General features: G+C 64.2%; 26 protein-coding genes (1 of these 26 running past the window's edge). 18 read left to right on the top strand and 8 right to left on the bottom strand.

Features of this window, described 5'->3' with window-relative positions; all coding sequences use genetic code 11:
* Nucleotides 1-2: 2 nt before the first annotated feature.
* The 6 genes from gspE to gspN all read left to right on the top strand — a co-directional run bounded on the left by gspE (nt 3) and on the right by gspN (nt 5,614).
* Complete coding sequence (gene gspE, locus AC2A04_RS05630; protein ID WP_484211692.1) at nt 3-1,493, top strand: type II secretion system ATPase GspE; 1,491 nt, start codon at nt 3-5, stop codon at nt 1,491-1,493.
* The gene (gene gspF / locus AC2A04_RS05625) at nt 1,493-2,722 is read left to right on the top strand and encodes a type II secretion system inner membrane protein GspF (protein ID WP_484211304.1); all 1,230 of its coding nucleotides are present in this window, start codon (nt 1,493-1,495) and stop codon (nt 2,720-2,722) included. Before gspE ends, gspF begins: the two co-directional genes overlap by 1 nt.
* Before the next feature lie 113 nt (nt 2,723-2,835).
* On the top strand, nt 2,836-3,279 hold the full coding sequence (gspG, locus tag AC2A04_RS05620; RefSeq protein ID WP_484211303.1) for a type II secretion system major pseudopilin GspG: 444 nt from the start codon (nt 2,836-2,838) through the stop codon (nt 3,277-3,279).
* 9 nt (nt 3,280-3,288) lie between these two features.
* Nucleotides 3,289-4,410, top strand: a complete 1,122-nt coding sequence (gene gspL / locus AC2A04_RS05615; protein ID WP_484211302.1) for a type II secretion system protein GspL — start codon at nt 3,289-3,291, stop codon at nt 4,408-4,410.
* The gene (gspM, locus tag AC2A04_RS05610) at nt 4,407-4,886 is read left to right on the top strand and encodes a type II secretion system protein GspM (RefSeq protein WP_484211301.1); all 480 of its coding nucleotides are present in this window, start codon (nt 4,407-4,409) and stop codon (nt 4,884-4,886) included. The genes gspL and gspM overlap by 4 nt, the downstream gene beginning before the upstream one ends.
* The gene (gene gspN / locus AC2A04_RS05605) at nt 4,883-5,614 is read left to right on the top strand and encodes a type II secretion system protein N (protein ID WP_484211300.1); all 732 of its coding nucleotides are present in this window, start codon (nt 4,883-4,885) and stop codon (nt 5,612-5,614) included. The genes gspM and gspN overlap by 4 nt, the downstream gene beginning before the upstream one ends.
* Nucleotides 5,615-5,617: 3 nt before the next feature.
* On the opposite strand, the gene AC2A04_RS05600 is transcribed toward gspN, so the two are convergent.
* Nucleotides 5,618-6,073 carry a Dps family protein gene (locus AC2A04_RS05600; protein ID WP_484211299.1) on the bottom strand — a complete coding sequence of 152 codons (456 nt, stop codon included), beginning with the start codon at nt 6,071-6,073 and terminating at the stop codon, nt 5,618-5,620.
* Between the two features lie 100 nt (nt 6,074-6,173).
* Nucleotides 6,174-7,346: a Na+/H+ antiporter NhaA gene (gene nhaA, locus AC2A04_RS05595; protein WP_484211298.1), complete on the bottom strand. Its 1,173-nt coding sequence runs from the start codon at nt 7,344-7,346 to the stop codon at nt 6,174-6,176.
* A gap of 99 nt (nt 7,347-7,445) precedes the next feature.
* Between nhaA and AC2A04_RS05590 the strand changes: the two genes are divergently transcribed.
* The 5 genes from AC2A04_RS05590 to AC2A04_RS05570 all read left to right on the top strand — a co-directional run bounded on the left by AC2A04_RS05590 (nt 7,446) and on the right by AC2A04_RS05570 (nt 13,493).
* Entirely contained in the window at nt 7,446-8,837 is a 1,392-nt protein-coding gene (locus AC2A04_RS05590) for a glycosyl transferase family protein (RefSeq protein WP_484211297.1), read from the top strand.
* Entirely contained in the window at nt 8,837-9,952 is a 1,116-nt protein-coding gene (locus AC2A04_RS05585; protein WP_484211296.1) for a hypothetical protein, read from the top strand. The genes AC2A04_RS05590 and AC2A04_RS05585 overlap by 1 nt, the downstream gene beginning before the upstream one ends.
* A 75-nt stretch (nt 9,953-10,027) precedes the next feature.
* A complete protein-coding gene (locus AC2A04_RS05580; RefSeq protein WP_484211295.1) occupies nt 10,028-10,942 on the top strand; it encodes a sulfite exporter TauE/SafE family protein in 915 nt (304 codons plus the stop codon).
* Between the two features lie 26 nt (nt 10,943-10,968).
* Entirely contained in the window at nt 10,969-11,691 is a 723-nt protein-coding gene (locus AC2A04_RS05575; RefSeq protein WP_484211294.1) for a TIGR02186 family protein, read from the top strand.
* A gap of 92 nt (nt 11,692-11,783) precedes the next feature.
* Nucleotides 11,784-13,493: an ATP-binding protein gene (locus AC2A04_RS05570; RefSeq protein WP_484211293.1), complete on the top strand. Its 1,710-nt coding sequence runs from the start codon at nt 11,784-11,786 to the stop codon at nt 13,491-13,493.
* 7 nt (nt 13,494-13,500) lie between these two features.
* Here the strand turns inward: AC2A04_RS05570 and AC2A04_RS05565 are convergent, their stop codons facing one another.
* From AC2A04_RS05565 to AC2A04_RS05555, 3 genes are read right to left on the bottom strand one after another with little or no spacing between them, the layout of a single operon-like run.
* The gene (locus tag AC2A04_RS05565; RefSeq protein ID WP_484211292.1) at nt 13,501-14,946 is read right to left on the bottom strand and encodes an MATE family efflux transporter; all 1,446 of its coding nucleotides are present in this window, start codon (nt 14,944-14,946) and stop codon (nt 13,501-13,503) included.
* A 4-nt stretch (nt 14,947-14,950) separates the two neighbouring features.
* Entirely contained in the window at nt 14,951-15,481 is a 531-nt protein-coding gene (locus AC2A04_RS05560; protein WP_484211291.1) for a YceD family protein, read from the bottom strand.
* Nucleotides 15,478-15,990: a ubiquinol-cytochrome C chaperone family protein gene (locus tag AC2A04_RS05555; RefSeq protein WP_484211290.1), complete on the bottom strand. Its 513-nt coding sequence runs from the start codon at nt 15,988-15,990 to the stop codon at nt 15,478-15,480. Before AC2A04_RS05555 ends, AC2A04_RS05560 begins: the two co-directional genes overlap by 4 nt.
* Before the next feature lie 200 nt (nt 15,991-16,190).
* Here AC2A04_RS05555 and AC2A04_RS05550 point away from each other — a divergent pair, with 200 nt between their 5' ends.
* From AC2A04_RS05550 to AC2A04_RS05520, 7 genes are all read left to right on the top strand, one after another.
* The gene (locus AC2A04_RS05550) at nt 16,191-16,685 is read left to right on the top strand and encodes an outer membrane protein assembly factor BamE (protein ID WP_484211289.1); all 495 of its coding nucleotides are present in this window, start codon (nt 16,191-16,193) and stop codon (nt 16,683-16,685) included.
* A 47-nt stretch (nt 16,686-16,732) separates the two neighbouring features.
* Nucleotides 16,733-17,290, top strand: coding sequence for an ATP-dependent protease subunit HslV (hslV, locus tag AC2A04_RS05545; RefSeq protein ID WP_484211288.1), 558 nt, complete (start codon nt 16,733-16,735; stop codon nt 17,288-17,290).
* Between the two features lie 5 nt (nt 17,291-17,295).
* Nucleotides 17,296-18,597, top strand: coding sequence for an ATP-dependent protease ATPase subunit HslU (hslU, locus tag AC2A04_RS05540; RefSeq protein WP_484211287.1), 1,302 nt, complete (start codon nt 17,296-17,298; stop codon nt 18,595-18,597).
* A gap of 50 nt (nt 18,598-18,647) precedes the next feature.
* Nucleotides 18,648-19,052: a GFA family protein gene (locus AC2A04_RS05535; protein WP_484211286.1), complete on the top strand. Its 405-nt coding sequence runs from the start codon at nt 18,648-18,650 to the stop codon at nt 19,050-19,052.
* A 10-nt stretch (nt 19,053-19,062) separates the two neighbouring features.
* A complete protein-coding gene (locus AC2A04_RS05530; protein ID WP_484211285.1) occupies nt 19,063-19,539 on the top strand; it encodes a GNAT family N-acetyltransferase in 477 nt (158 codons plus the stop codon).
* A gap of 8 nt (nt 19,540-19,547) precedes the next feature.
* Entirely contained in the window at nt 19,548-19,748 is a 201-nt protein-coding gene (locus AC2A04_RS05525) for a DUF1737 domain-containing protein (RefSeq protein ID WP_465126412.1), read from the top strand.
* A 95-nt stretch (nt 19,749-19,843) separates the two neighbouring features.
* Nucleotides 19,844-20,110: a GIY-YIG nuclease family protein gene (locus tag AC2A04_RS05520; RefSeq protein WP_484211691.1), complete on the top strand. Its 267-nt coding sequence runs from the start codon at nt 19,844-19,846 to the stop codon at nt 20,108-20,110.
* 110 nt (nt 20,111-20,220) lie between these two features.
* Here the strand turns inward: AC2A04_RS05520 and AC2A04_RS05515 are convergent, their stop codons facing one another.
* The 3 genes from AC2A04_RS05515 to AC2A04_RS05505 form a co-directional block, all read right to left on the bottom strand.
* Nucleotides 20,221-22,050 carry an ABCB family ABC transporter ATP-binding protein/permease gene (locus tag AC2A04_RS05515; protein WP_484211690.1) on the bottom strand — a complete coding sequence of 610 codons (1,830 nt, stop codon included), beginning with the start codon at nt 22,048-22,050 and terminating at the stop codon, nt 20,221-20,223.
* A gap of 71 nt (nt 22,051-22,121) precedes the next feature.
* Entirely contained in the window at nt 22,122-23,057 is a 936-nt protein-coding gene (locus AC2A04_RS05510; protein ID WP_484211284.1) for a retropepsin-like aspartic protease, read from the bottom strand.
* Nucleotides 23,058-23,110: 53 nt separating this feature from the next.
* Nucleotides 23,111-23,542: the 3' portion of an oligosaccharide flippase family protein gene (locus tag AC2A04_RS05505; protein WP_484211283.1), read on the bottom strand. The gene runs 1,086 nt beyond the window's last position; only the last 432 of its 1,518 coding nucleotides appear in the window; the start codon falls outside the window, past its right edge — the gene reads right to left on this strand; the stop codon is at nt 23,111-23,113.

Raw genomic sequence — 23,542 nt, 5'->3', positions numbered from 1 at the left:
CGATGACGGTCGCCCTGCCAGCTTCGGCGCCGCACGCCATCGTGCCCTATCTCTTTGCACGCGATCACGGGATGCTGATCGAAGGCGAGGCCGATGGTGCCGTGGCATTGGCAATGCGCGAGGGCACCGATCCGATGGGTTTGCTCGAAGTGCGCCGTGTTGTCGGCCGTCCGCTCGCCACGCGCTGCGTGAGCGCGGGCGAATTCGAGAAGCTTCTCGCCGAAGTCTACGCGATGGACGGCGCGGCCGAAGTGGTGGGCGACATGGGCATTGCCGGCGACGGGCTCGATCCGCTCGCGCTCGGTTTGCCGAGTGCCGAAGACCTGCTCGACAGCGCCGACGATGCCCCTGCGATCCGGCTGATCAACGGGCTGATTGCCGAGAGCCTGCGGCAGGGCGTATCGGACATTCACATCGAGCCTTACGAGACCGCGCTGGTCGTGCGGATGCGGGTCGATGGCGTGCTGGCCGAGAAGCTGCGCATGCCACCGCATGTGGCACCAGTGCTGGTCAGCCGCATCAAGGTCATGGCGCGACTCGACATTGCCGAAAGGCGCGTGCCACAGGACGGGCGCATTTCCCTGAGCCTGGGCGGCAAGCTGGTTGACGTGCGCGTCTCCACGCTGCCCAACCGTGCGGGCGAGCGCGTGGTCATGCGCCTGCTCGACAAGGAAAATGCCGGGCTGGACCTCGCGCACCTCGGTCTGGATGCGAAGGCCGAGGAAACCCTTCGCCGCGCGCTGGCCGAACCCAACGGCATCGTCCTGGTCACGGGGCCGACCGGTTCGGGCAAGACGACGACGCTCTACGCCGCGCTGCGCGGGCTGAACGACGGCGCGCGCAATATCCTGACTGTGGAAGACCCTGTGGAATACGCTGTGGACGGCGTGGGTCAGACGCAGGTCAATGCCAAGGTCGGCCTGACCTTCGCGGCAGGTTTGCGCGCGATCCTGCGCCAGGATCCCGACGTGGTCATGGTCGGCGAAATCCGCGATCGTGAAACCGCCGAGATTGCGGTGCAGGCCTCGCTCACCGGGCATCTGGTGCTCTCGACCGTGCACACCAACGACGCGGCAGGGGCAATCACCCGGATGCGCGACATGGGCGTGGAGCCGTTCCTTCTGGCATCCACCCTTCGCGCGGTGATCGCGCAACGGCTGGTCCGCCGGTTGTGCCCGCATTGCCGCGAGGAGCGCGCGCTCGATGCCGGAATGGCCGATGTGCTGGGCATGAAGACGGGGCGCACGGTCCATGCAGCAAGGGGCTGCGCCGAGTGCGGACAGACCGGGTATTCGGGCCGCGTCGGCGTGTTCGAGGCAGTGCGGGTCGACGATACGATCCGCCAGATGATCCACGACAACGCCGATGAAGCGGCCATTGCGCGCCACGCTTTCGCGGATGCGCCGACTCTGGCCAAGGCTGTGCGGCGCATGGTCAAGGATGGCACGACCAGCCCCGAGGAGGCCGCGCGGATCATGCGGCGCGATAGCTGATGGCGCGCTTTGCCTATCACGCGATTGATCCCAAGGGGACCGAGCGGCGGGGTGCGATCGAGGCCGCCGGTGAGGCTGCGGCGCGTGAGAAGCTGGTTGCCCGGGCGTTGTTCGTCGTGAGCATCACGCCGGACGCAGCGGCTTCTGCCCGGCGGGCGGCAACCTCCACCAGCGGCATTGCGCTTTTTGCGACGAGGCTCTCGGCCAAGCAACTGGCCCTGTTCACGCGGCAGCTTTCCTCGTTGATGGCTGTCAGCCCGCTGGAAGAAAGTCTGCGCACGATCTCGCGCCAGACCGAAAAGCCCAGGGCGCAGGCGATCCTGTCGAACGTTCACGCCGGGATCGTCGAGGGCCTGCCCTTGGCCGAAGCGATGCGGCGCGAGGAACCGAGCTTTCCGCCGATCTACCGCGCGATGATCGCTGCAGGCGAGAATTCGGGCAGCCTTCCCGCGATTGCCGACCGTCTGGCCGACATGCTGGAACGGCAGGCGCAGGTGCGCGGCAAGATCATCGCCGCGCTTGCCTATCCGATCGTGCTGTCGCTCGTGGCAATTGCGGTCGTCACCGGACTGATGATCTCGGTGGTGCCGCGCGTGGTCGAACAGTTCGACAATGCCAGCCGCCAGCTGCCGATGCTGACGCGGGTGGTGATCGGCATATCGCAATTTCTCAGCACCTGGTGGTGGGCGCTGCTCGCATTGATGGCGCTGGCGGTGGCAGGCTTCGCGCGCGGCTTGCGCAACCCTGCGTTCAAGCTCCGCTTCGATGCTTGGCTGCTGCGCATCCCGTTCATCGGCAAGCTGATCCGCGACGTCCACGCCGCCTCGCTGGCGCGCACGCTGGCCACGATGATCGAGGCGCGGTTGCCGCTGGTCGACGGGCTGCGGCTGGCGACGCGCACGGTGTCCAACGCGGTGCAGGCGCAATCGCTGGCGAGGATTTCCGAGAAGGTTCGCGCCGGCGGTTCGCTTTCGACCGCGCTGCGCGATGCGGGCACGTTTCCGCCGTTGCTGGTCTATCTCGCCGCCAGCGGTGAGGCCGCCGGACAGCTCGGCACCATGCTGGAACGCGCCGCCGACTATCTCGAGCGCGAGTTCGAGGCCTTTACCGCTGCTGCCATGGCGCTGCTCGAACCGGCGATCATCGTCGTGATGGGGACGCTTGTGGCGCTTATCATCCTCGCCATCCTGCTACCGATCCTGCAACTCCAGAACCTGACCGGATTGTGATCATGACCCGAACCGAAGCCCGGACCATCGTCTTTGCGACAAGCGAAGCGACGCAGCAGTCCAGACGGAGTGACGCACTCTCCGGATTGCCGCGCTGCCTGAGGCCAATCGGAATGACGAAGGATGGCACCGAGCCGGAAGCGAACGGCTTCAGCCTTGTCGAGTTGATGGTGGTGATCTTCATCATCGGCTTGCTGGCCACCGTGGTGCTGATCAACGTGCTGCCAAGCCAGGACAAGGCGATGGTGGTGAAGGCGCGGTCCGACATCGCGACGCTCGAGCAGGGCATGGAGATGTACCGGCTCGACATGGCCAGCTACCCCGGACAGGGCGAGGGGCTGAATGCGCTCAAGTCGCCGCCAGCGAATCTGTCGATGCCGCAGAACTATCGCTCGGGTGGTTACGTGAAGGATGTGCCGAGCGATCCCTGGGGCCACGCCTATCAGTATCAGGTGCCCGGACGCGACGGAAAGCCGTTCGAGATATTCTCGCTCGGTGCCGACGGCCAGCCCGGTGGCAGCGATCTGGCCGCCGACATCTACGCCGGCAAGAACTGAAGCACGGCGATGCCGCAGTCCGCGCCTGTTCCAGACGGCCTGATCGTCCTCCTGCCAGCCGAGCCGGGCCATGCCTGGCGTTGGTGGCTGGTGAGCGAAAATGGCGTCGGGCGCGAGCATGAGCTTGATGGCAATGGCGAGGCCTCACCGTGGGGTGAGGTAGGCGAAGTTACTGCGCTGGTCCCGGCTGCCCTTGCGCCCGTTCGCGACCGGCTTTTGCCGGAAATGCCGTTAGCACAAGCGCTGGCTGCCGAACGGCTGGCACTCAGTCAGGGTGGTCTTTCGCAAGTCGAACGGCATGTCGCGGTGGGATCGGCTCAGGGACGCCTGCTCTCGTGCAGCGTAAGCTCGGGCGACATGGACCTCTGGCTCGCCGCTCTGGCCGAACATGGTCTCGATCCCCAGGCCATCGTGCCGGCATCGCTCGTCTTGCCGGGCAGCGAGGGCGTCCTCGCGCTTGGCAAGCTTGGCGGCCAGTTGCTTGCGCGCACGGGCGAGGCGGCGTTTGCAGGCGAGGCCGCGCTGGTCGAGGCGCTGGCGGGCGACCTTGAACAGATTGCCCTGGACGACGACGAACTCGCCCTGCGTCTTGCCGCTGTCCATGCCGCGCCGCCGCTCAACCTGCGCCAGGGCGCCTATGCGCCACGCCGGGTGTCGGTGTTCCGGGTTGCCAACTGGCTGGGACTTGCGCGGATGGCGGCGACGGCGGCGCTGCTCGCCCTGCTGCTGATGCTGGTGTGGATCGTGAAATGGAATCTCGACAGTTCGGAGCAGGAAGCGCGTGCGCTTGAACTGGCGCAGGCACGCTTTCCGGCGGCGACTGACCTCGACATGGCAGAACGCCTGCTCAACGCCGAGCTTGCGCGGCGCGGAGAGGGTGGGGCGAGCTTTGCCGCGCCCGCCGCTGCCCTGTTCGATGCCATGCGCCCGGTCGCCGGGGTCCGCCTCCGCGATCTTGGCTATGGCGCGGACGGCACGTTGCGTTTCACCGCTGCCGCGCCGCGCGCGGAAGACGTGAACGCCGTGCTGATTGCCTTGCAGAACCAAGGCTGGAAAGTGACCGTTCCGCCTGCTTTGGCACCCGATCCTACCGGTGCGACCGTCGCGGCCATTACCTTGAGGGCACCATGATGGGACGCCTGGCGCACTGGTTCCTTGCCCTGACCGCGCGTGAACGCGGGCTTGTCGGCGTGGCTGGCGGGCTGGCCGCGCTGATCGTGCTGGTTTATGGGATCGTCCTTCCGGTCGGCACCGCGCTCGATGATGCCGCCGTGCGACATCGCGAGGCGACCGAGCGTGCGGGCCGGATCGCTGCCCGGCTCGCAGCGCTCAAGGTTGCGCCGAAAGCATCGGTAAACGCACTCTCCGGGCCGGTCGAACAGATGGCCGGAGCCAGCGCGCTCGAGGCCGGGTTCGTCGTGCAGTCGAACCAGCGTCAGGGCTCCGACATGGCGGTGCTCGTGATTCCGACCGCGCGCCCATCGGCGGCAATGGCGTGGCTTGATGGTCTTGCGGCGCAGGGCCTGGTCGTCGAGCAGTTGACGATGACGCCCGCACCCGATGGCTCGGTCTCGGTCAGTGTTTCCTTGCGGCGAGGCGGGGCATGATCGGTCGATGGATCTTCGTGCGCGACCGGGCGATGACCCGTCGGGGCTGGCTTGCGCTGGCGGCGTTGACCGTGATTGCGCTCGTCGTACTGCTTCCGCTGCGGCTGGTGCTTGGCTGGGCCGCACCCGCCAACGTTAGCGCGCGGAGCATCGAGGGATCGGTCTGGAGTGGCCGTATTGCCAACCTCAGGGTAGGACCCCTGCCACTCGGAACGGTCGAGGCGGGACTCGAGCCCCTGCCGCTCCTGATTGGCCGCGCCCAGTTCGCGCTATCGCGATCGGGAGATGCGCCCTTTGTCGCGCGCGCGACGACCGGTGCAGGCGCACTGCGCTTGTCCGGCGTGAACGGTGCTGTCTCGCTGCCCGGTGGCCTGGGCGGCCTGCCCGTGACGTCGATCAACTTTGGCGACTTTTCGGTACGCATGCAGGATGGCGCCTGTGCGGAGGCGCAAGGCTCGATTGGGCTTGCCCTTGCTTCACCGGGGCCCCTGATGCCCGATACCATCGCTCTTTCGGGCAAGGCTCGATGTGAGCGCGGCGGATTGGTCGTGCCGATGCAGGGGCCCGGCGGGATGGAGCGCCTTACCTTGCGGATCGAGGGCGACGGAACATGGAAAGCTGACCTGACGCTGACCGGCCTGCCCGCTGAAGCGACCGGCCCGTTGCTGCAGGGCGGCTTTACCGCTCGTCCCGGCGGCGTAGGCCTGAGGACGAGCGGCAGGTTCTGACGATCAGGCGAGCGTCTGGGTCAGGAACCAGACACGCTGTTCGGCCTGATCGGTCCAGTCATCGGCAAGACCTTCAGTCGCATTGTCGCCCGCCGCAGTGGCGGCTTCCTTCACTGCACGGATGACCTTGACGAGCGCGGCGTTGTCATCGCGCAGCGCCTCTACCATTTCCATGGCATCCACCTTGGTGCGCTCGTCATCCTTGATCGAGGCCTTGCCTGCGATGCTTGCGATCGAGGTCAGGGTATCTCCGCCATTCTTGCGCACGCGCTCGGCGATGATGTCGGTCAGTGCGAAGAGTTCGGCTGCCTGTTCGTCGAATAGCAGGTGCAGATCGCGGAACTGCGGTCCGGCAACGTGCCAGTGGTAGCTCTTGGTCTTGAGGTAGAGCGTGAAATAATCGGCCAGCAAGCCATTGAGGCTTTCGATCAGGGCCTTCTTCGCGTTGTCTCCGGGCATGATGTTCCCCTTTCCTGAGTCCGTTTGATGAGCCGCTTATACGCGGCATCCGGTGAAAGGTTTCATGCATTGTCATCTGAACATTGATCGACTTTTGCGATCAATCCTCGATGAGATGACTGGCCCTCAACAGGGCCATTCCGATTACTGCCGAAAGCGCCGAGCCGCCAAGGATGCCGAGCTTGGCCTCTTCGACCAGAATCGGGCTGGACGGAAACGCAAGCCCTGCAATGAACAGGCTCATGGTGAAACCGATGCCGCAAAGCAGGGCGATGCCCCACAACTGGCGCAGGGTCGCACCTTCCGGGCGATTGGCCAGCCCGAAGCGTTCGGCGAGAATGATGCTGCCGAAAATGCCGATCTGCTTGCCGAACAGCAACCCGGCACCGATCCCGAGCGGCAGGGCGAGCGATCCGCCTTCCGGCAGCCCGAGATGGACGCCGGCATTGGCGAGTCCGAACAGCGGGACGATCAGGAAGCCGTTAGGAGCGACCAGCGCGTGCTCGAGCCTGAGCAGCGGGCTGTCATGGTGCCGGTTGAGCGCGAGCGGTACGGCGAGCGCGGCAAGAACGCCTGCGATCGTTGCGTGCACGCCTGAATGCAGCACGGTGAACCACAGGGCGATGGCGCCCAGAACATAGGGCACAAGCGATCGCACGCCCAATCGGTTGACGAGGACCAGCACCATGAGGATTGCGGCGCTTGCGCCCAGCCAGGCAAGCTTGATCCCGCTGGTGTAGAAGAAGGCGATGACCATGACCGCGCCAAGATCGTCGACGATGGCCACGGTCAGCAGGAACAGCCGAAGAGACGGCGGCAGGCCCTTTCCGGCAAGCGCCAGCACGCCGACGGCAAAGGCGATGTCGGTGGCCGAAGGAATCGCCCAGCCCCGCTGCAGCGCCGGGTCACCGTGGGTAATGGCAAGGTAGATCAACGCGGGCACGACCATGCCGGCGACGGCTGCGATGACCGGAAGGCGGCGTCGACGCGCATCGGACAGTTCGCCGGACAGAACTTCCCGCTTTATCTCCAGGCCGACAACGAAGAAGAACACCGCCATCAACCCGTCGTTGATCCACAAATGTGCGCTTTCGAGCTTGGGCACAGGCGTCCAGCCAAGGCGAGCGTGAAACAAATCGTGCCATGCGTGGGCGAGCGGGGAGTTCGCTATCGCCAGCGCGACCGCAGCGCAGACCATCAGCGTTATGCCGGGTGCGGCCTCGTTGTGCGAAAGCCGGTGCCAGAGCGCTCTAAGTCCCCGAGTTTCTGCCATTTTCGAACTAGTCCTTGGTTCACGAAGGGCCGGGAGCGGGCATACCAGCGATCATGTGCCGCCTCGAGTGGTGCGCGTCAAACTCCGGGGGCAGGGATCTTGCTGGCATCGCCGACAATACCGGCATTGCAGTGGCTTGCGGTCATGGAGCACGAACTGCTTCTGTTTGCCGCAATCTGGTTTGCCCTTGGCGCGCTGGACGAGCTTCTGGTCGACGTCATGTGGCTTTGGCTGCGCCTGTCCGGCAGGGCGCCGACCCCTCGTCTGACGGATGATTCAAAGGGCGAACTGTCCGGCATTGCCGCCGTGCTCGTTCCGGCGTGGCGAGAATCGGCCGTGATCGGTGCGATGGTCGGACATTGCCTGGAAAGCTGGCCACAACGCAACCTCCGGCTCTACGTGGGCGTCTACCGGAATGACGAGCCGACGCTGGCTGTGCTGACGGCAATGGGTCATGATTCCCGGCTTCGGGTCGTGCTTCATCCGCGCGACGGACCGACGACGAAGGCCGATTGTCTCAACCGGCTTTATCGCGCGATGTGCGAGGACGAGCGCCGCTCGGGTGAAACCGTCCGGTGCCTGATCCTGCACGATGCCGAGGACATGGTTCATCCAGCCGCGCTTTCGTTGATGGACCGCGCTCTCGACGAAGTCGATTTCGTGCAGATTCCTGTCCGGGCCGAGCCGCAGGCGCGCTCCCCGTGGATCGCCGGCCATTACTGTGACGAATTCGCCGAGGCCCATGCCAAGGACATGGTCGTGCGCAACTGGATCGGTGCCGGTTTGCCGTCTGCCGGCGTGGGCTGCGCGTTCTCGCGCCGGGCGATCGACCGAATTCTGGCGCGACGGGGAACGCCCGAACCCTTCGCCGCCGATTGCCTGACCGAGGATTATGAGGCCGGGCTTCTGGTTAGCGAGACTGGCGGCAAGTCGCGCTTTTTGCGAGTGCGCGACCGGCACGGCCAACTCGTGGCGACCCGCGAATTCTTTCCGGCAACGCTCGCGGCTTCGGTACGGCAGAAGACGCGTTGGCTGCATGGCATCGCGTTCCAGGGCTGGGACAGGTTGGGATGGAGTGCGCGCCCGTGCGACTTGTGGATGCGCCTTCGCGACCGGCGGGGGCCGCTGGTCGCGCTGGTGCTGGCGGCAGCCTATTCCCTCATCGTGATCTGGCCGTTCGTGCGGCTTGCCGAAGGCACGCACGCAATTGCCCCGATTGCGCCCGATCCGATGGTCGGCTGGCTGCTCGGCCTGAATATCGCGAGCTTCGCCTGGCGACTCGCCCTGCGGCTGTGTTTCACCACGCGCGAGTATGGCGTTGTTGAAGGCGTGCGCGCGGTCTTCCGCTTTCCGGTGGGCAACATCATCGCGATCATGGCCGGTCGCCGTGCTCTGGTTGCCTATTTGCAGGTGCTTCTGGGCGGCAAGCTGAGGTGGGAGCATACGACCCACCTCTTTCATCCGGCAAGACCGGTCGTGGCCCAGGCCTGATGACGCACGCCGCGTCTGCACGGCGCGGACAGCCCATCGTCGCGCTGCTTGCCATCGTCTTGGGGTGGGTCATGGTCCGCGCGGCGGTCTGGTCGCCCGGAGTGATGCAGGGGGCTATAGACCCTCCCGCGCTCGCTATGGCGCAGGCGCGGTCGGCCGAGAAATCCGCGCAGGCTACCAAGGCTGCAAGCGCAGTCACCGGGGTCGACCGGCGATCGGCGGCCAATTCTGCGATGCTGATGGCGGGCTCCATTCCCTCGATAGCGTTGCAAGGCTTGAGGCTGGAACGTCCTCACCGGGAGTCCTTGTTCCTCGTGCGACAACTCGCCGCCCCAAGCGATCTGATCCGGATGAACCCGGCCATTGCCGGTCCGCGCCTCCCCCCACCGAAACCTCCTGAAGCGTCGCCCGCGACGTCCGAACCGGCCCCGTCACCGCTCAAGGACGATCCGCGCTGGAGTTCCGATCGCTGGCTCCTGATGCGCCGAGGCAGCGGCGCCGCTGCCCAGGCACCGGGCGCGGCGTCCTATGGTGCGAGCCAGGCGGGGGCAGTCGTGCGCTATCGGCTCGGGAAGGGAGACCACAACGCGGCTTACGGCTATTTGCGCACATCGTTCGCCATCAACGCGCCGGGCAACGACAAGGAAATCGCGCTCGGCCTTGGCGCGAGGCCAGTTGCGCGCATCCCCTTGCGCGTTCTCGTGGAGGCAAGGCTTCAGGATACCAGCCGCAGTCCGATGCGAGTGCGGCCTGTGGCGACGGTGGTAACGGAGCTTCCCTGGCAGAAACTGCCCTTCGGCTTCCGCGCGGAGGCTTATGGTCAGGCGGGGTATGCCGGGGGACGCGATAGCACGGCGTTCTTCGATGCGCAGGGACTGGTCGACCATCCCTTGCCCAACTGGCTGGGGACGCAGCGCGATTTGCGGGCTGGCGCAGGGTTCTGGGCGGGCGGCCAGAAGGGCGCGGTGCGGCTTGACGTGGGGCCGAGAGTCTCGTTCGCGGCAGATCTGGGAGAGGAAGTGCCGAGCCGGATTGCGCTCGACTGGCGCTTCCGGGTCGCGGGCAATGCCCGGCCAGGTTCGGGACCGGCGATTACCATCGCATCGTCGTTCTGAGACCACAGCTTTTTTGTGTCGCGCCGGTGTCCGGGGTTGCTGGCACGGCAGCCCGCGCCTAGCGTCTGCACGGCAATGGATGTCTATCTTCCCATCGCGAACCTGTCGGTCAACGGACTGGTGATTGTCGGCCTCGGTCTGCTGACGGGCCTGCTTTCGGGCATGTTTGGTGTCGGCGGCGGTTTCCTGACCACGCCATTGCTGATTTTCTACGGCATTCCGCCGACCGTTGCCGCTGCCTCGGCGGCCAGCCAGGTTACAGGCGCCAGTGTTTCAGGGGCTTTCGCCCACGCTCGCAGAGGCGGGATCGACTACCATATCGGGGCGGTCCTCGTGGCAGGCGGCGTGCTTGGCACCGGGTTGGGCTCGTTGCTGTTTCGCCTGCTCCAGGCTCTCGGGCAGATCGATACGGTCATCAACATTCTCTATGTGCTCTTGCTGGGTGGCATCGGCGGTTTGATGGCGCATGAAAGCCTGACTGCGTTGCGCGCCCACCGCGCCGGCGTGCCCGTGCCTGCGCGCAAGCGCCGGCATCACCCGCTTGTGGCAAGCCTGCCCTTGCGCTGGCGGTTCTATCGGTCGGGGCTCTACATTTCGCCGCTGGCGCCGTTGCTGCTGGGCCTGCTGACCGGCATCCTGACGATGCTGATGGGCATCGGCGGCGGCTTCATTCTCGTTCCCGCGATGCTCTACATTCTCGGCATGGGGGTCAACGTCGTTGTCGGAACGTCCCTGTTCCAGATTCTGTTCGTGACGATGACAACCACGATGATGCACGCACTCACGACCCGCGCGGTGGATATCGTGCTGGCGGTGCTGCTGCTGGTGGGTTCGGTGACCGGCGCACAGATCGGTGCGCAGTTCGCCCAGAAGGCGAAGCCTGAACAGTTGCGTCTGATCCTGGCCGTCATCGTCCTGCTGGTCGCCATGCGGATGGCGCTAGGGCTGGGATACCGCCCTGATGAAATCTACACGGTAATTGCGCTGTGATGCGGCTCTGGGCGCTCCTTGCCTGCATGCTGCTGCTGGGCGCGCGGGACCCGATCCTCGTGCCCGAGATTTCGCAGCACAAGGTGCAGGTGCGGCAAGGCTTCACCGGGGCCGACCTTTTGCTGTTCGGTGCGATCCTCAGCCCCGAAGGCAGCCGTGCGGCACAGGATTACGATATCGTTGTCGTGCTCGAAGGGCCGCTGCAGTCCATCGTCCTGCGCGAGAAGCAAAAGCTTGCCGGGATCTGGATCAACGCGGATTCTACCGAATTCCGCTCAGCTCCCAGCTACTTCGCCATTGCCTCGTCGCGGCCGATCGGAAAGATCGTCGATGACAAGACGGCGGCGATCTACGAACTTGGTCTCAAGTGGCTGCAGCTTTCGCCAATCGGCGTGATCGAGCCCGAGGAGCAGCATCGCTTCTCTGCCGGCCTTGTTGATCTGATGCGCCGCGAGGGCATGTATCGCGAGGAGGAAGGCGCGGTCACGATCAGCGGGCAAGTGCTCTATCAGGCCCGTATGCGACTGCCTTCAAGCGTGCAGGTAGGCACTTATACTGCCGAAACATTTGCCATTCGCGATGGCAAGGTCGTGGCATCGGCGATTACCCGCGTCGATGTGACGAAGGAAGGGTTCGAGCGCTTCGTTGCCGTGGCTGCCGAAGAGAACGGCCTGATCTACGGCATCTTTGCCGTGCTGGTATCGATCGGCATGGGTTGGATCGCAGGGCGCTTGTTTGCTCTGGTGTAAGTATCGCGGCGTGAGCCATTGGTTTAGCCGATATTAACCCGTTTCCCCTATCCCCTGACGAAGGAGCCGGTTTGGCCTGGGGATTTCTTTAAATGTCCGACATGGGTGTGCAGGGATTTGATCAGGCAAAGCCGGCGATCGATAACGAACGCGAGGCGCGCGCGCCGTTCGTCCTGCCCGAGGCGCAGCAGGTTTCCGAAAACGCGCGCCATCCAATTGGATTCGTGCGCGAGATTGCGGGCTCAAGTTCTGCCATCGGGCTGGACCTTGCGCGGCTCGAGCAGTGTTCGAACGATCCCGATCCTTCGATCGCGCTTTCCGGCAAGGTCGGCAGCCAGATCAAGATCCGCGTCGGCAATTCCTGGCTTCTGGCCAGTGTGCGGACACAGCGTCAGGATACCTCGGTAGAAGGCGGCGTGGTCGCACAGATCGATTTTCTGGGCGAGGGCGAGGAAGAGCGGCTCACCGGACGGATCTATGGCTTCCGCCGCGGCGTGACGCGTTATCCGGTGCCCGGTGCTCTGGTCTACCCGGCCACCAGCAACGACCTGCGCCAGATTTATGCAAGCGATGGCCGCACCAACATTTCGATCGGAACGGTTTTCCCCACGCGCGACATTCGCGCCGGGCTCTATCCCGATGCACTTCTGGGCAAGCATTTCGCGCTGCTCGGCTCGACCGGCACCGGCAAGTCGACCTCGGCCGCGCTGATCCTCCACCGCATCTGCGAGATGGCACCGGCCGGCCATATCGTCATGATCGATCCCCACGGGGAATATGCCAGCGCCTTCCGGGTTACCGGGCAGCTTCTCGACGTGTCGAATCTGCAGATGCCCTACTGGCTGATGAATTTCGAAGAGCATTGCGAGGTCTTCGTCACCTCGTCGGGCACCAACCGACAGATAGACCAGGACATTCTTGCCAAGTGCCTGCTGGCCGCACGGCAGAAGAACCGGCTTGCCGAGCAGATCGGCAAGATCACCGTCGATTCGCCGATCCCCTATCTTCTGTCGGACATGCTCAACATCCTGCAGAACGAGATGGGCAAGCTCGACAAGGGTACCAACTCGGTGCCCTACATGCGGCTCAAGACCAAGATCGAGGAAGTGCGCAGCGACCCGCGCTACCAGTTCATGTTCTCCGGCATGTTGGTGGGCGATACGATGGCCGAGTTCATCTCGAAGATCTTCCGCATGCCTGCCAACGGCAAGCCGATCTCCATCATCGACGTTTCCGGCGTGCCTTCGGAAATCACCTCCACTGTTGTCGCGGTGCTGAGCCGGCTGGTCTTCGATTTCGCGATCTGGTCGCGTGACGAGGAAACACGGCCCGTGCTGCTGATCTGCGAGGAAGCGCACCGCTACGTCCCCAACGAAAAGAACTCGGACGGGTCGTCTGTAGGGCGGATCCTGTCGCGCATTGCCAAGGAAGGCCGCAAATATGGCGTCAGCCTCGGCCTGATCACGCAGCGTCCCTCGGATCTTGCCGAAGGCGTGCTGTCGCAGTGCGGCACCATCATCGCGATGCGCCTCAACAACGAGCGCGACCAGGCCTTCGTCAAGGCTGCCATGCCCGAAGGCGCGCGCGGCTTTGTCGATACGATTCCGGCTTTGCGCAACCGCGAGTGCATCATCTCGGGCGAGGGCGTCTCGATCCCGATGCGCGTGTCTTTCGATGAACTCGAAGCGATCAAGCGCCCGGCATCGAACGACCCGTCATTCTACGAGTTGTGGAGCAAGGGCGGCGGCGAGGAACGGGCGGTCGAACGCACCGTACAGCGCTGGCGCGCGCAGAGCCGCTGACTGCGTTTCAGATGCTGGGTGCCATGCGCCCGGCGGTATCGGCGTCGGCATGCGTCTCTTCCTCGCATTCGTCGTCCGGAACGGCCCGCGCCTGCTGGCGCCAGCCCGGGCGGCGATAGGCGTAAACCGACATCATCACCGCAATCGCTGAACTGACCGGAAAGGCCAGCCACAGCGCATCTGCTCCAAGCGCGGGATAGAATGCGTAGTAGAAGCCCAGCCGCACGGGGTACATGACCGTCGCCAGGATGATCAGCGGCGTCCATACCACGCCGCCCGCCCGCATCGTCCCGAACAGCACCATCGTGATTCCGAACAGGACATAACTCCAGCTCGCAAGGAACTGGATATGGCGCGCTTCGTCCACGGCGGGACTGGTCGAGCCGAGGAACAATTCCAGCGCGGGCCGGTCGAACAGGAGAATGATCGCGCACAGCGCACCGGTAACCGAAAGCGTCAGGAAGATCCCCGAGCGCGAGATCCTGCCCAGTCGGTCATCGAGGCCGGCACCGATGGCCTGTGCAGCCATCGCGCTGACGGCTGCGGAAATCGCCATCGCGGGCATTTGCAGGTAGGTCCAGAGCTGCAGCGCGGCGCCATAAGCCGCGCTCACCAGCAGGCCTTCGCGGTTGACCAGGCCGATGGCGATGATGCCTGCCGCCGATATGACGAGCATCTGCGCGCCCATCGGCAGGCCCTTGGTCAGGATGTATCGCAGCTCGTCGCGGCGCGGCCAGAGCCACTTGAGTTCCGCGCCCTTCAAGCGCAGCGGCAGGTCCTTGGCGTAGACGTAGGCGACGATCCCCGCCATCGACACGAACGAGGCGATAGCCGTTGCCAGCGCGGCGCCAGCGATCCCGAGAGGCCTGATCGGCCCGAACCCGCCGATCAGCAGGGGATTGAGCCCGACGTCGAGAACCGACGAGAGGATCATGAACTTGAGCGGGGTCGCAGCGTCGCCACCGCCGCGCAGGCCCATGCCGAGCATGACCGTGATCATCGATGCGGGCATGGCGACAAAGATCACCCGCAGATAGGTCAGCGCGTAGATATAGGTTTCTCCCGGCGCGCCCATCGCGGTGAGCAGGTCGGGAGCGAACACCCAGCCCAGCGTGCCAACGACCAGCGAGAGCAGCACGCAGAACCCCACCGCCGAGCCGAACGTTCGCCGGGCGGCCAGCACGTCACGCGCGCCGAACGCCTGTCCGATCTTGACCGTAGCCGCCATGCCGAAGCCGAAGGCGGCGGCAAAGACGAGGAACATGATGACGTTGGCATTGGCAGTGGCGGCAAGGGCGCCCTCGCCCAGCAGACGGCCTACCCAGATCGAATTGATCGATCCGTTGAGCGACTGGAGGATGTTCGAGGCCAGTGTCGGTGCCGAAAACAGCACAAGTGTCTTGAGGATGGGCCCGCTGGTCAGGTCGCGTGAGCGGGCATGGGGAGGTGCCAAACGCTCAGTCCCTTGGCTTCATGGCCGCAAGCGCAGCGAATGGCCCGGAAGCGACATCGCCGCCGAGATTGTGTTCGGCTCTTGCCCTGTCGGCGTCAGGCCCTTCGGCGAAAGGATCAATGGCCAGGGCAAGGCTTTGCGCCACCGCTTCGCCAAGGTCGAAGCTTGTGCCTTCATAGTCGATCTCGTCGCAATCGTCGGCGGTGATCTCGATTTCCTCGTCCGGCGCGCGAGGGCTGGATAGCGGCACGAAGCGCAGCGCGATGTCTTCGTTGATCGCAACGGGGAAGTCCTCGCCCGAAATGGCGCAGGCCTGGACGATCCTTGCGGTCAGGTGGCCCTTGGCCTCGACGGTGTTGCCATCAACCTTGAGCTGCAGGTCGGCCTTCATCGCATCGATCGCGCTGATCCCGAAGCGTGCTGCGAGGCGGCGGCGCTCGTTTTCATCCGGTTCGAGGACGATGGGCTCGTCGTTAATCTGGCGCAGGTCGATGACATGCGAGAATTCCGGCCCGGCTGTGTCGTCGATGCTCATTTCCCGATCTCCGCATCGAGAACGCGGAAGGCCGGCACAAGGTCCAGCCCGGCGGCGAATGCGCGAGCACGGCGCGCGACCAGCAGGGGATCGGTGCCGTCATGGAGGGTGACGTTGCGGGAGACTGCCTCGGCCATCACCGCTTCGTCGCCCAATCCTTCGCGATAGGCGCCGAGCCTTCCCCCAAGGACGCTCATCAGCTGGCCCATCCGCTTGCCGACGACGACATCGCCCACGCCGCTTTCGCGCAACTGGCCGTCCATGTCTTCGACGAACAGCTCGGTCAGGCGGACCGATGGCTCGATCAGGTCGGACTCGCGCTCCATCCGGATAAGCACGATCGAGAGGATCAGCGTGATCATGTCGAATCGGCCGCCAACGGTGTCGGCCACGCCGCAGTCGCGGTACCATTCCTTTTCGCGCGCAATCTCGACCGTCCGGTGCCAGAGCGGGCGGGCGACATCGCGGTCGTCGCGCTTGCGTGCGAACAGCTTGCCCAAAAATGACATCGCGTTTCCTTGGCTTCAGGCCCGTTCAGGGGCGATTAAATCTGTGCCGTCCAGCAGGCAGTGGCAAGGCGGCACGCGGCGAGGCGTTGCGGGCAGCATTGCGGTTATCCCGATTGGACCCTAAGGGTCCGCCGATATAGGCTGTCCATTCCCGATGCAAACGGGCATGAGTGCAGGCAAGATGTAAGCGGAGTTATCGAATGCGGAACAGTCGGCTGATGGTGCAGGGTGCGGCGGTGCTGGCCCTGGGCGTGGCGGCAGCAGGGTGTTCCAGCATCAGGGATCACCGCGGCTATATCATCGATGAAGCTCTCGTGGCCTCGGTCCAGCCGGGCGTGGACAACACGCTTTCGGTCGAGCGCACGCTCGGTCGGCCGACGTTCACCAGCCCCTATGGCAAGCAGACCTGGTACTACGTCGCGATGAACACCACGCAGAAGCCGTTCAACCGCCCGAAGACTGACAACCAGTCGATTCTCGTTGTCGATTTCGACGCACGCGGCAATGTCGCCTCACTCAACCGCGAAGGCATCGAGAAGGTCGTCCGCCTCTCGCCCGAAGGGGACAAAACGCCGACGCTGGGCCGCGATCGTGGCTTCTTCGAGGACCTGTTCGGCAACATCGGCGCGGTGGGCGCGATCCCTGGCGGCGGCGCTGGCGGCGCGACCGGTGGCAGCGGTCCCAACGGAAGCTGACGCATCGCACGCTTGAACCCTGAAGCGGGCATCCCATATGCCCTTTCATGGACGAGAGCAGGGCGAGCCACGGCCTGATCCAGTGGCACGGCACCACCATCATCGGGGTGAAGAAAAGCGGCCGGATTGTCATCGCAGGTGACGGCCAGGTTTCCATGGGCAACACGGTGATGAAGCCGAATGCCCGCAAGGTTCGCCGCATTGGAGAAGGCAAGGTTGTTGCCGGTTTTGCAGGTGCGACCGCAGATGCCTTTACCTTGTTCGAACGGCTCGAGCGCAAGCTTGAGCAGCATCGCGGCCAGCTGATGCGCGCCGCCGTCGAACTCGCCAAGGACTGGCGCACCGACAAATACCTGCGCAACCTCGAAGCGCTGATGATCGTGGCCGATGCCGACACGATGCTTATCCTGACCGGCAACGGTGATGTACTCGAGCCCGAAGGCGGGATTGCCGCTATCGGGTCGGGCGGCAACTATGCGCTCGCGGCCGCCAAGGCGCTCACCGATTACGAAGACGACCCGGAAAAGATCGCGCGCCGCGCCATGCAAGTTGCAGCTGAAGTCTGCGTATTCACCAACGATCGCGTGACGCTGGAAGAAATCTGATCCCCATGAACGAATCCCTGACCCCCAAGGCCATTGTCCGCGCGCTGGACGAACATATCGTTGGCCAGACCGACGCGAAGAAGGCCGTAGCCGTCGCGCTGCGCAACCGTTGGCGCCGTCAGCGCCTCTCGGCCGACTTGCGCGACGAAGTTTCGCCGAAGAACATCCTGATGATCGGGCCCACGGGCTGCGGCAAGACCGAGATCAGCCGCCGTCTGGCCAAGCTCGCCGATGCGCCCTTCGTGAAGGTCGAGGCGACCAAGTTCACCGAGGTCGGCTATGTTGGCCGCGACGTCGAGCAGATCGCGCGCGACCTGGTGGAAGAGGCCATCCGGCTGGAGAAGGACCGCCGCCGCGATGCGGTGCGCGAAGCCGCGAGCAAGGCCGCGATGGACCGGCTGCTCAAGGCGCTGGTTGGCGATGGCGCCAGCGAGGCAACGCGCGAGAGCTTCAAGGCGCGGTTGGCCGATGGTTCGATGAACGAAGTCGAAGTCGAGATCGAGGTGGAGGACGCGCCCTCGATGCCGATGGAGATTCCCGGCATGGGCGGCGGTGTCGGCATGATCAACCTCAGCGACATGATGGGCAAGGCGTTCGGCAAGCAGAACCTCAAGCGTCGCAAGATGCGGGTAGCCGATGCCTGGGACAAGCTGGTCGACGAAGAAGCCGAAAAGCGCATGGATCAGGACGATGTCGCGCGCGAGGCGATTCGCAATGCCGAGACCAACGGCATCGTGTTCCTCGACGAGATCGACAAGATCGCGGTGTCCGACGTGCGCGGAGGATCGGTCAGCCGCGAAGGCGTGCAGCGCGATCTGCTGCCGCTGATCGAGGGCACGACGGTCGCCACCAAGTACGGTCCGATGAAGACCGACCACGTGCTGTTCATCGCAAGCGGCGCGTTCCATGTGGCCAAGCCGAGCGACATGCTGCCCGAACTGCAGGGCCGCCTGCCGATCAGGGTCGAACTGCAAGCCCTGACCGAAGACGATTTCGTGCGCATCCTGTCTGAAACGCGCGCCAATCTGGTCCAGCAGTATTGCGCGTTGCTGGCGACCGAACAGGTTACGCTGGAGGTGACGCCCGAAGCGATCCGCGCGATCGCCCGCACGGCGGCCCAGGTCAACGAAAGCGTCGAGAACATCGGCGCGCGGCGGTTGCAGACAGTGATGGAGAAGCTGCTCGAGGAAGTCAGTTTCGATGCCGAGGACCGCACAGGCGAAACGGTCGTGGTCGACGAGGCTTATGTTGCGTCCAAGCTGGCAGTGCTTGCCGGGAATGCGGACCTTTCGAAGTATATCTTGTAGCCCACGCAGTGTTCTTTTAATGTTCACGCCGACTTAGCGGAGTGAGCTTCATGAAGCATGCAGGTGGATGTCACTGTGGTTCGGTTCGCTACTCGGTCGAGGGTGAGCCGCAGCACGTTGCATTGTGCCATTGCAGCGACTGCCGCAAAAGTGCGGGCGCGCCGATGGTTGGCTGGGCTGCATTCGCCGAGAGTGAACTGACCGTCGAGCAGGGCGAGGTCATGACGCACAACTCGTCGGGCTCGGCGATGCGCAGCTTCTGCCCGAAATGCGGGACGGGGCTGTTTTATCGCAATGCAGAGATGCTGCCCGGCATCGTCGACATCCAGTCGGCGACTTTCGACGATCCTTCCCGGTTGCCACCGCAGTGCCACATTCAGGTCGCTGACCGGATCGATTGGATGGCGGAACAGCACGCACTGCCCACCTTTGCGCGATTTCCGGGGCAGGACTAGGTCGCCGGACGTGACCTTTCGGCTTCTGGCTGCAACGCCGGAGCATTTCACGAGCATGATCGCGGGCGAGGCACTGGCCGATGGAACCGCGCTTGCCGCGACGCCGGTTGCCAGTGCTGAGGTGCTCGAGATGCTGGCAGGGCTGGCCGAGGCCATGGTCGAACAGTTTTCGCCGCCCGCGTGGCTGATGATATCGGACGATGAGGTGGTCGGCCTGCTCTCGATCACGGCGCTTGTTCGTGGCGACGTTGTCCAGATCGGCTACGGCGTAGCACCCGGCTCGCAGGGCAGGGGCCACGCCGGTGCGGCCGTCGCGACTCTGCTCGAATGGGCGCGCGGCATTGGGCGGGTGAGCGCGATCGTTGCCGAGACAAGCGTCGATAACACCGCATCGCAGCGCGTGCTTGAACGCAATGGGTTTGCCCGGACCGGCGAACGGCTTGACGAAGAGGATGGTCTGCTTTTCTGTTGGCGCGCACAAGTTTGAGGACCCCCATGCACCAGACGCCTGAAGACCGCCCGATCTACCGCCTGCTCACCGGCAAGGATGACCGTGCCTTCTGCGAGCGCGTGTCCGAGGCGCTGGCCCAAGGCTGGCGGCTCTACGGCTCGCCCTCGATGACCTATGATGGCGGGATGGACTGCATCAAGGTGGCGCAGGCCGTGGTGTGGCATGAGGCTGATGTGGTGAAGTAGGTTCTGCCAATATCAAACCATTCGTCATTGCGAGGAGCGAAGCGACGAAGCAATCCAGAGTGGTGAAGCGTGATTTTCAGCCAGCGGTCTATATCATGGCGTCAGCACGCAATGGGACGCTCTATGTTGGTGTCACCAGTAACCTTGTTCAACGCGTATGGCAGCATCGTGACGGAATCGTTGATGGGTTCACTTCTCGGTACGGATGCAAGCTGCTCGTTTGGTTCGAACTGCACGCCACGATGGAATATGCCATCACACGCGAAAAGCGGATCAAGGGCGGTTCACGCAAACGAAAGCTTGCGCTGATCGAGGCAGGTAACCCGGTCTGGCGCGACCTGTTTGCCGAAATTTGCGGTTAGTGCGCACCGCTCTGAATTGCTTCGCTGCGCTCGCAATGACGAAATTGGGGACTTAACAGAATTCGTCATTGCGAGGAGTGCAGCGACGAAGCAATCCAGCGCAGTGCGCGCTACTCCGCCGCCTCGCTGACCTCTGCGCTTTCCTGTGCCTGTCGTGCCCACATCTCTGCATAGAGCCCATCGCGCCGCAGAAGATCGGTGTGGCTGCCCTGTTCTGCCAGCCGCCCCTGATCGAGCACGAGGATCGTGTCCGAATCCGCAATTGTCGACAGGCGGTGCGCGATAGAGAGCGTGGTCCGCTGGCTGGCCACGTCGCGCATCGTGGTGAGAATGTCTTGCTCGGTGCGGCTGTCGAGCGCGCTGGTCGCTTCGTCGAACAGCACGATCGGCGGGTTCTTGACCAGCGTGCGCGCGATGGCGACGCGCTGCTTTTCGCCGCCCGATAGCTTCAGGCCGCGTTCGCCGACTTCGGTGTCGTAGCCTTTGGGCAGGCGCGCGATGAAGTCGGCGATGGATGCGCCGCGCGCGGCCGCGTCGACTTCGTCCTGTCCTGCGCCGTCGCGGCCATAGGCGATGTTGTAGCCGATGGTGTCGTTGAACAGCACCGAGTCCTGTGGGACGATGCCAAGTGCCGCCCGCAACGACGCCTGTGTCACTTGCGATATGTCCTGCCCGTCGATCAGGATGCGGCCCGACCATGGATCGTAGAAGCGGAACAGCAGCCGCGCTATGGTCGATTTGCCCGCGCCCGAGGGCCCGACGATGGCAACGCGGCTGCCTGCGGGCACCTCGAACGACAGGCCGTGGAGGATTTCGCGATCCCGGTCATAGCCGAACACGACTTTGTCGAACGTCACGCTCGGGCGCTGGATCACCAATGCTGGCGCGCCGGGCACATCGGCCACTTCGACCGGCGTGTCTATTAGCCGGAACATTTCGGCCATGTCGATGAGGCCCTGGCGAATCGTGCGATAGACCATGCCGAGCATGTCGAGCGGGCGGAAAAGCTGGGTGAGGTAGGTGTTGACGAACACGAGGTCGCCCACGGTCAGCTTGCCTTGCGACCAACCCCACACCGTCCACGCCATCGCGCCTGCCATCAGCAAGTTGACGATGATCGCCTGCGCAATGTTGAGCAGGCCGAGGCTGTTCTCGCTCTTGACCGCAGCTTCGGCATAGGCGCGCGCCGCCGAGGCATACCGAGCTTCCTCGCGCGATTCCGCGCCAAAGTATTTCACGGTCTCGTAGTTCAGCAGCGAATCGACCGCGCGCGAGAGTGCCTGTCCATCGAGCCGGTTCATCTTTTCGCGCAAGTGCGTGCGCCATTCCGTGATCGTGCGCGTGACCACGACGTAAGCGATGACTGCCAGGATGGTGGCTATGACGAGTCCCAGCCCGAAGTTCAGCCAGAAGATCACGATCACGGCGGTCAACTCGATGATCGTCGGCGCGATATTGAACAGCAGGAAGTAGAGCATCGTGTCGATGCTCTTGGTTCCGCGCTCGATCACCTTGGTCACCTCGCCGGTGCGGCGGGCAAGATGAAAGCGCAAGCTGAGGCGGTGGAGGCGGGCGAACACGTTTTCGGCCAGATGGCGCGTCGCATCCTGCCCGACGCGCTCAAACACGATGTTGCGCAAGTTGTCAAACGCGACTCCGGCAAAGCGGCCGAGTGCATAGGCCAGCACGAAGGCCATCGCGACGGTCAGCGCCGCCTGCGACTTGCCCGTGTTCAGCGTCATTGCATCCACCGCCTGCTTGTAGGCAAAGGGCAGGGCAAGCGTCGTCGCCTTGCCGAGCAGCACCATCAGGCACGCGCCCATGACCCTGCGCCGCAGCACGGCATTGTCTGCGGGCCAGAGATAGGGAAGGAAGCGTCGAAGCGTCTGCCAGCCATCGTGGCGGGCGTCTGGCGAGGTCGATGGAGTTTCGGGCGGCATCGCCTCCACATAGGGCGCTTGGGGCCAAGTGCCAGCCCCCGCGATCATTCCGTGACCTGAGCGGGCCTCAATCAGTAAGGCAAGCCATCGCGGTCCAGCCTCGCGATCGTCGACGGCATGTCGAACAGGACGCGGCGTGCGGCAAAGTCGATCGCAACGCGGCTGAACATCCTCAGTTGCGACATGCCCATCAGCAGGGCCGGTCGCTTGGATAGGCCCAGTCGCGCGAAGGCGGGCGCGTCGGCATAGGCGATCATCGTGTTGTTGAGGCGCATGCCATCAATCTCCACGACCTTGGCGAGGCGAATGTCAGCAAGGAGAACCTGCCCCGTCACCGAATAGAGCGATGTCGTCATCGTCTTCCTCGAGCGCGACAAGGCCCGTTGAAGGGCAAGGTTGCCGACCGATCCGTCCGATCCGGTATCGATAACGATGTCGGTCGTCACCCCATCGACCAGAGCATTGGTCATGATGAGCTGGCCCGATCTGCGTCGCGCTTTCACCACGATGTCGAAGCCGCTGAGGCCGGTCCTCTTTCTGGCCTCATCCACGAGCATGCGATTGCGGGCAAAGTCGAATACGACGCGCTGCTCCTGCAGGCTGTCGAGACCGACGATGCCGTCGGCTCCGATATGCTCACCCTCGAGCAGGGGGGCGTTGAGGCTGTAGAATGTCCTGCGACCGAAGGTCAGCTCGTCCACATCGACCAGTTCCACCGGCAGCGATCCGGCCACGCCGACAATCACGCCGCTCCCGGTCACCGGGAGCCCCATTTCGGTCGCGACCTTGCGCGACAGAACGGTGCGTTCCGAACCGGTATCGATCAGGAAATCGAAGGGACCATGCTTGCCGATGGTGACCGGCACGGTCATGCGGTTCGTCCGGTCCTTTTCCAGTTGGACAAGGTCCGGGTTGATCAGCGGGGCGGTATCCTCGGCAGCACGAACAGGCGCGATGCAGACGCTTAGCGCGATGCTCAATGCCACGGTTGCACTTCTGGCAGACATGGCGGTTCTCCCGCTGCGAAGTCTACGCCTGTCTTGTCCTCGGCGCCAGCGAATCAACGCGTTGCAGGATGCCGGATGCAACGCAGCTGCCGGATCACGATGCCGACCAGGTCGGCGATCTCGTCATGCAGGGGATGAGCCACCGCGCGCAGGATGCCGAGCCAGAGCAGGATGCCCAGCGCGACCATGCTGCCGGCTTGCATGAAGCCGATCTGCTCAGGACCGTCCCAGACCGCGTAACTCACCAGAAGCGGTGCTACTGCGGCGATGCTGCCCAGAGCGCTGCGGGCGAAGACCGAGCCCAGCTCACGCCAGCGCAAGCCGAGCATTTCGCGCATCAGGGGCGCATAGACCACCACCCAAAGCACACCGTGGATGACGCGTGAGATCGCCACCCATTCGAGGCCGAACGGCGCGGTCAGGGCGATCAGTATGACCGACAGCACGGTGTCGATCACCATGCGTCGCATCAGAGGCCGCATCCT

The organism is Novosphingobium sp. HNCC26DJ243 (genome assembly GCF_057180545.1).
Note: the sequence above shows the minus strand (reverse complement) of the source record. Positions and strands in the feature narration are given on the sequence as shown.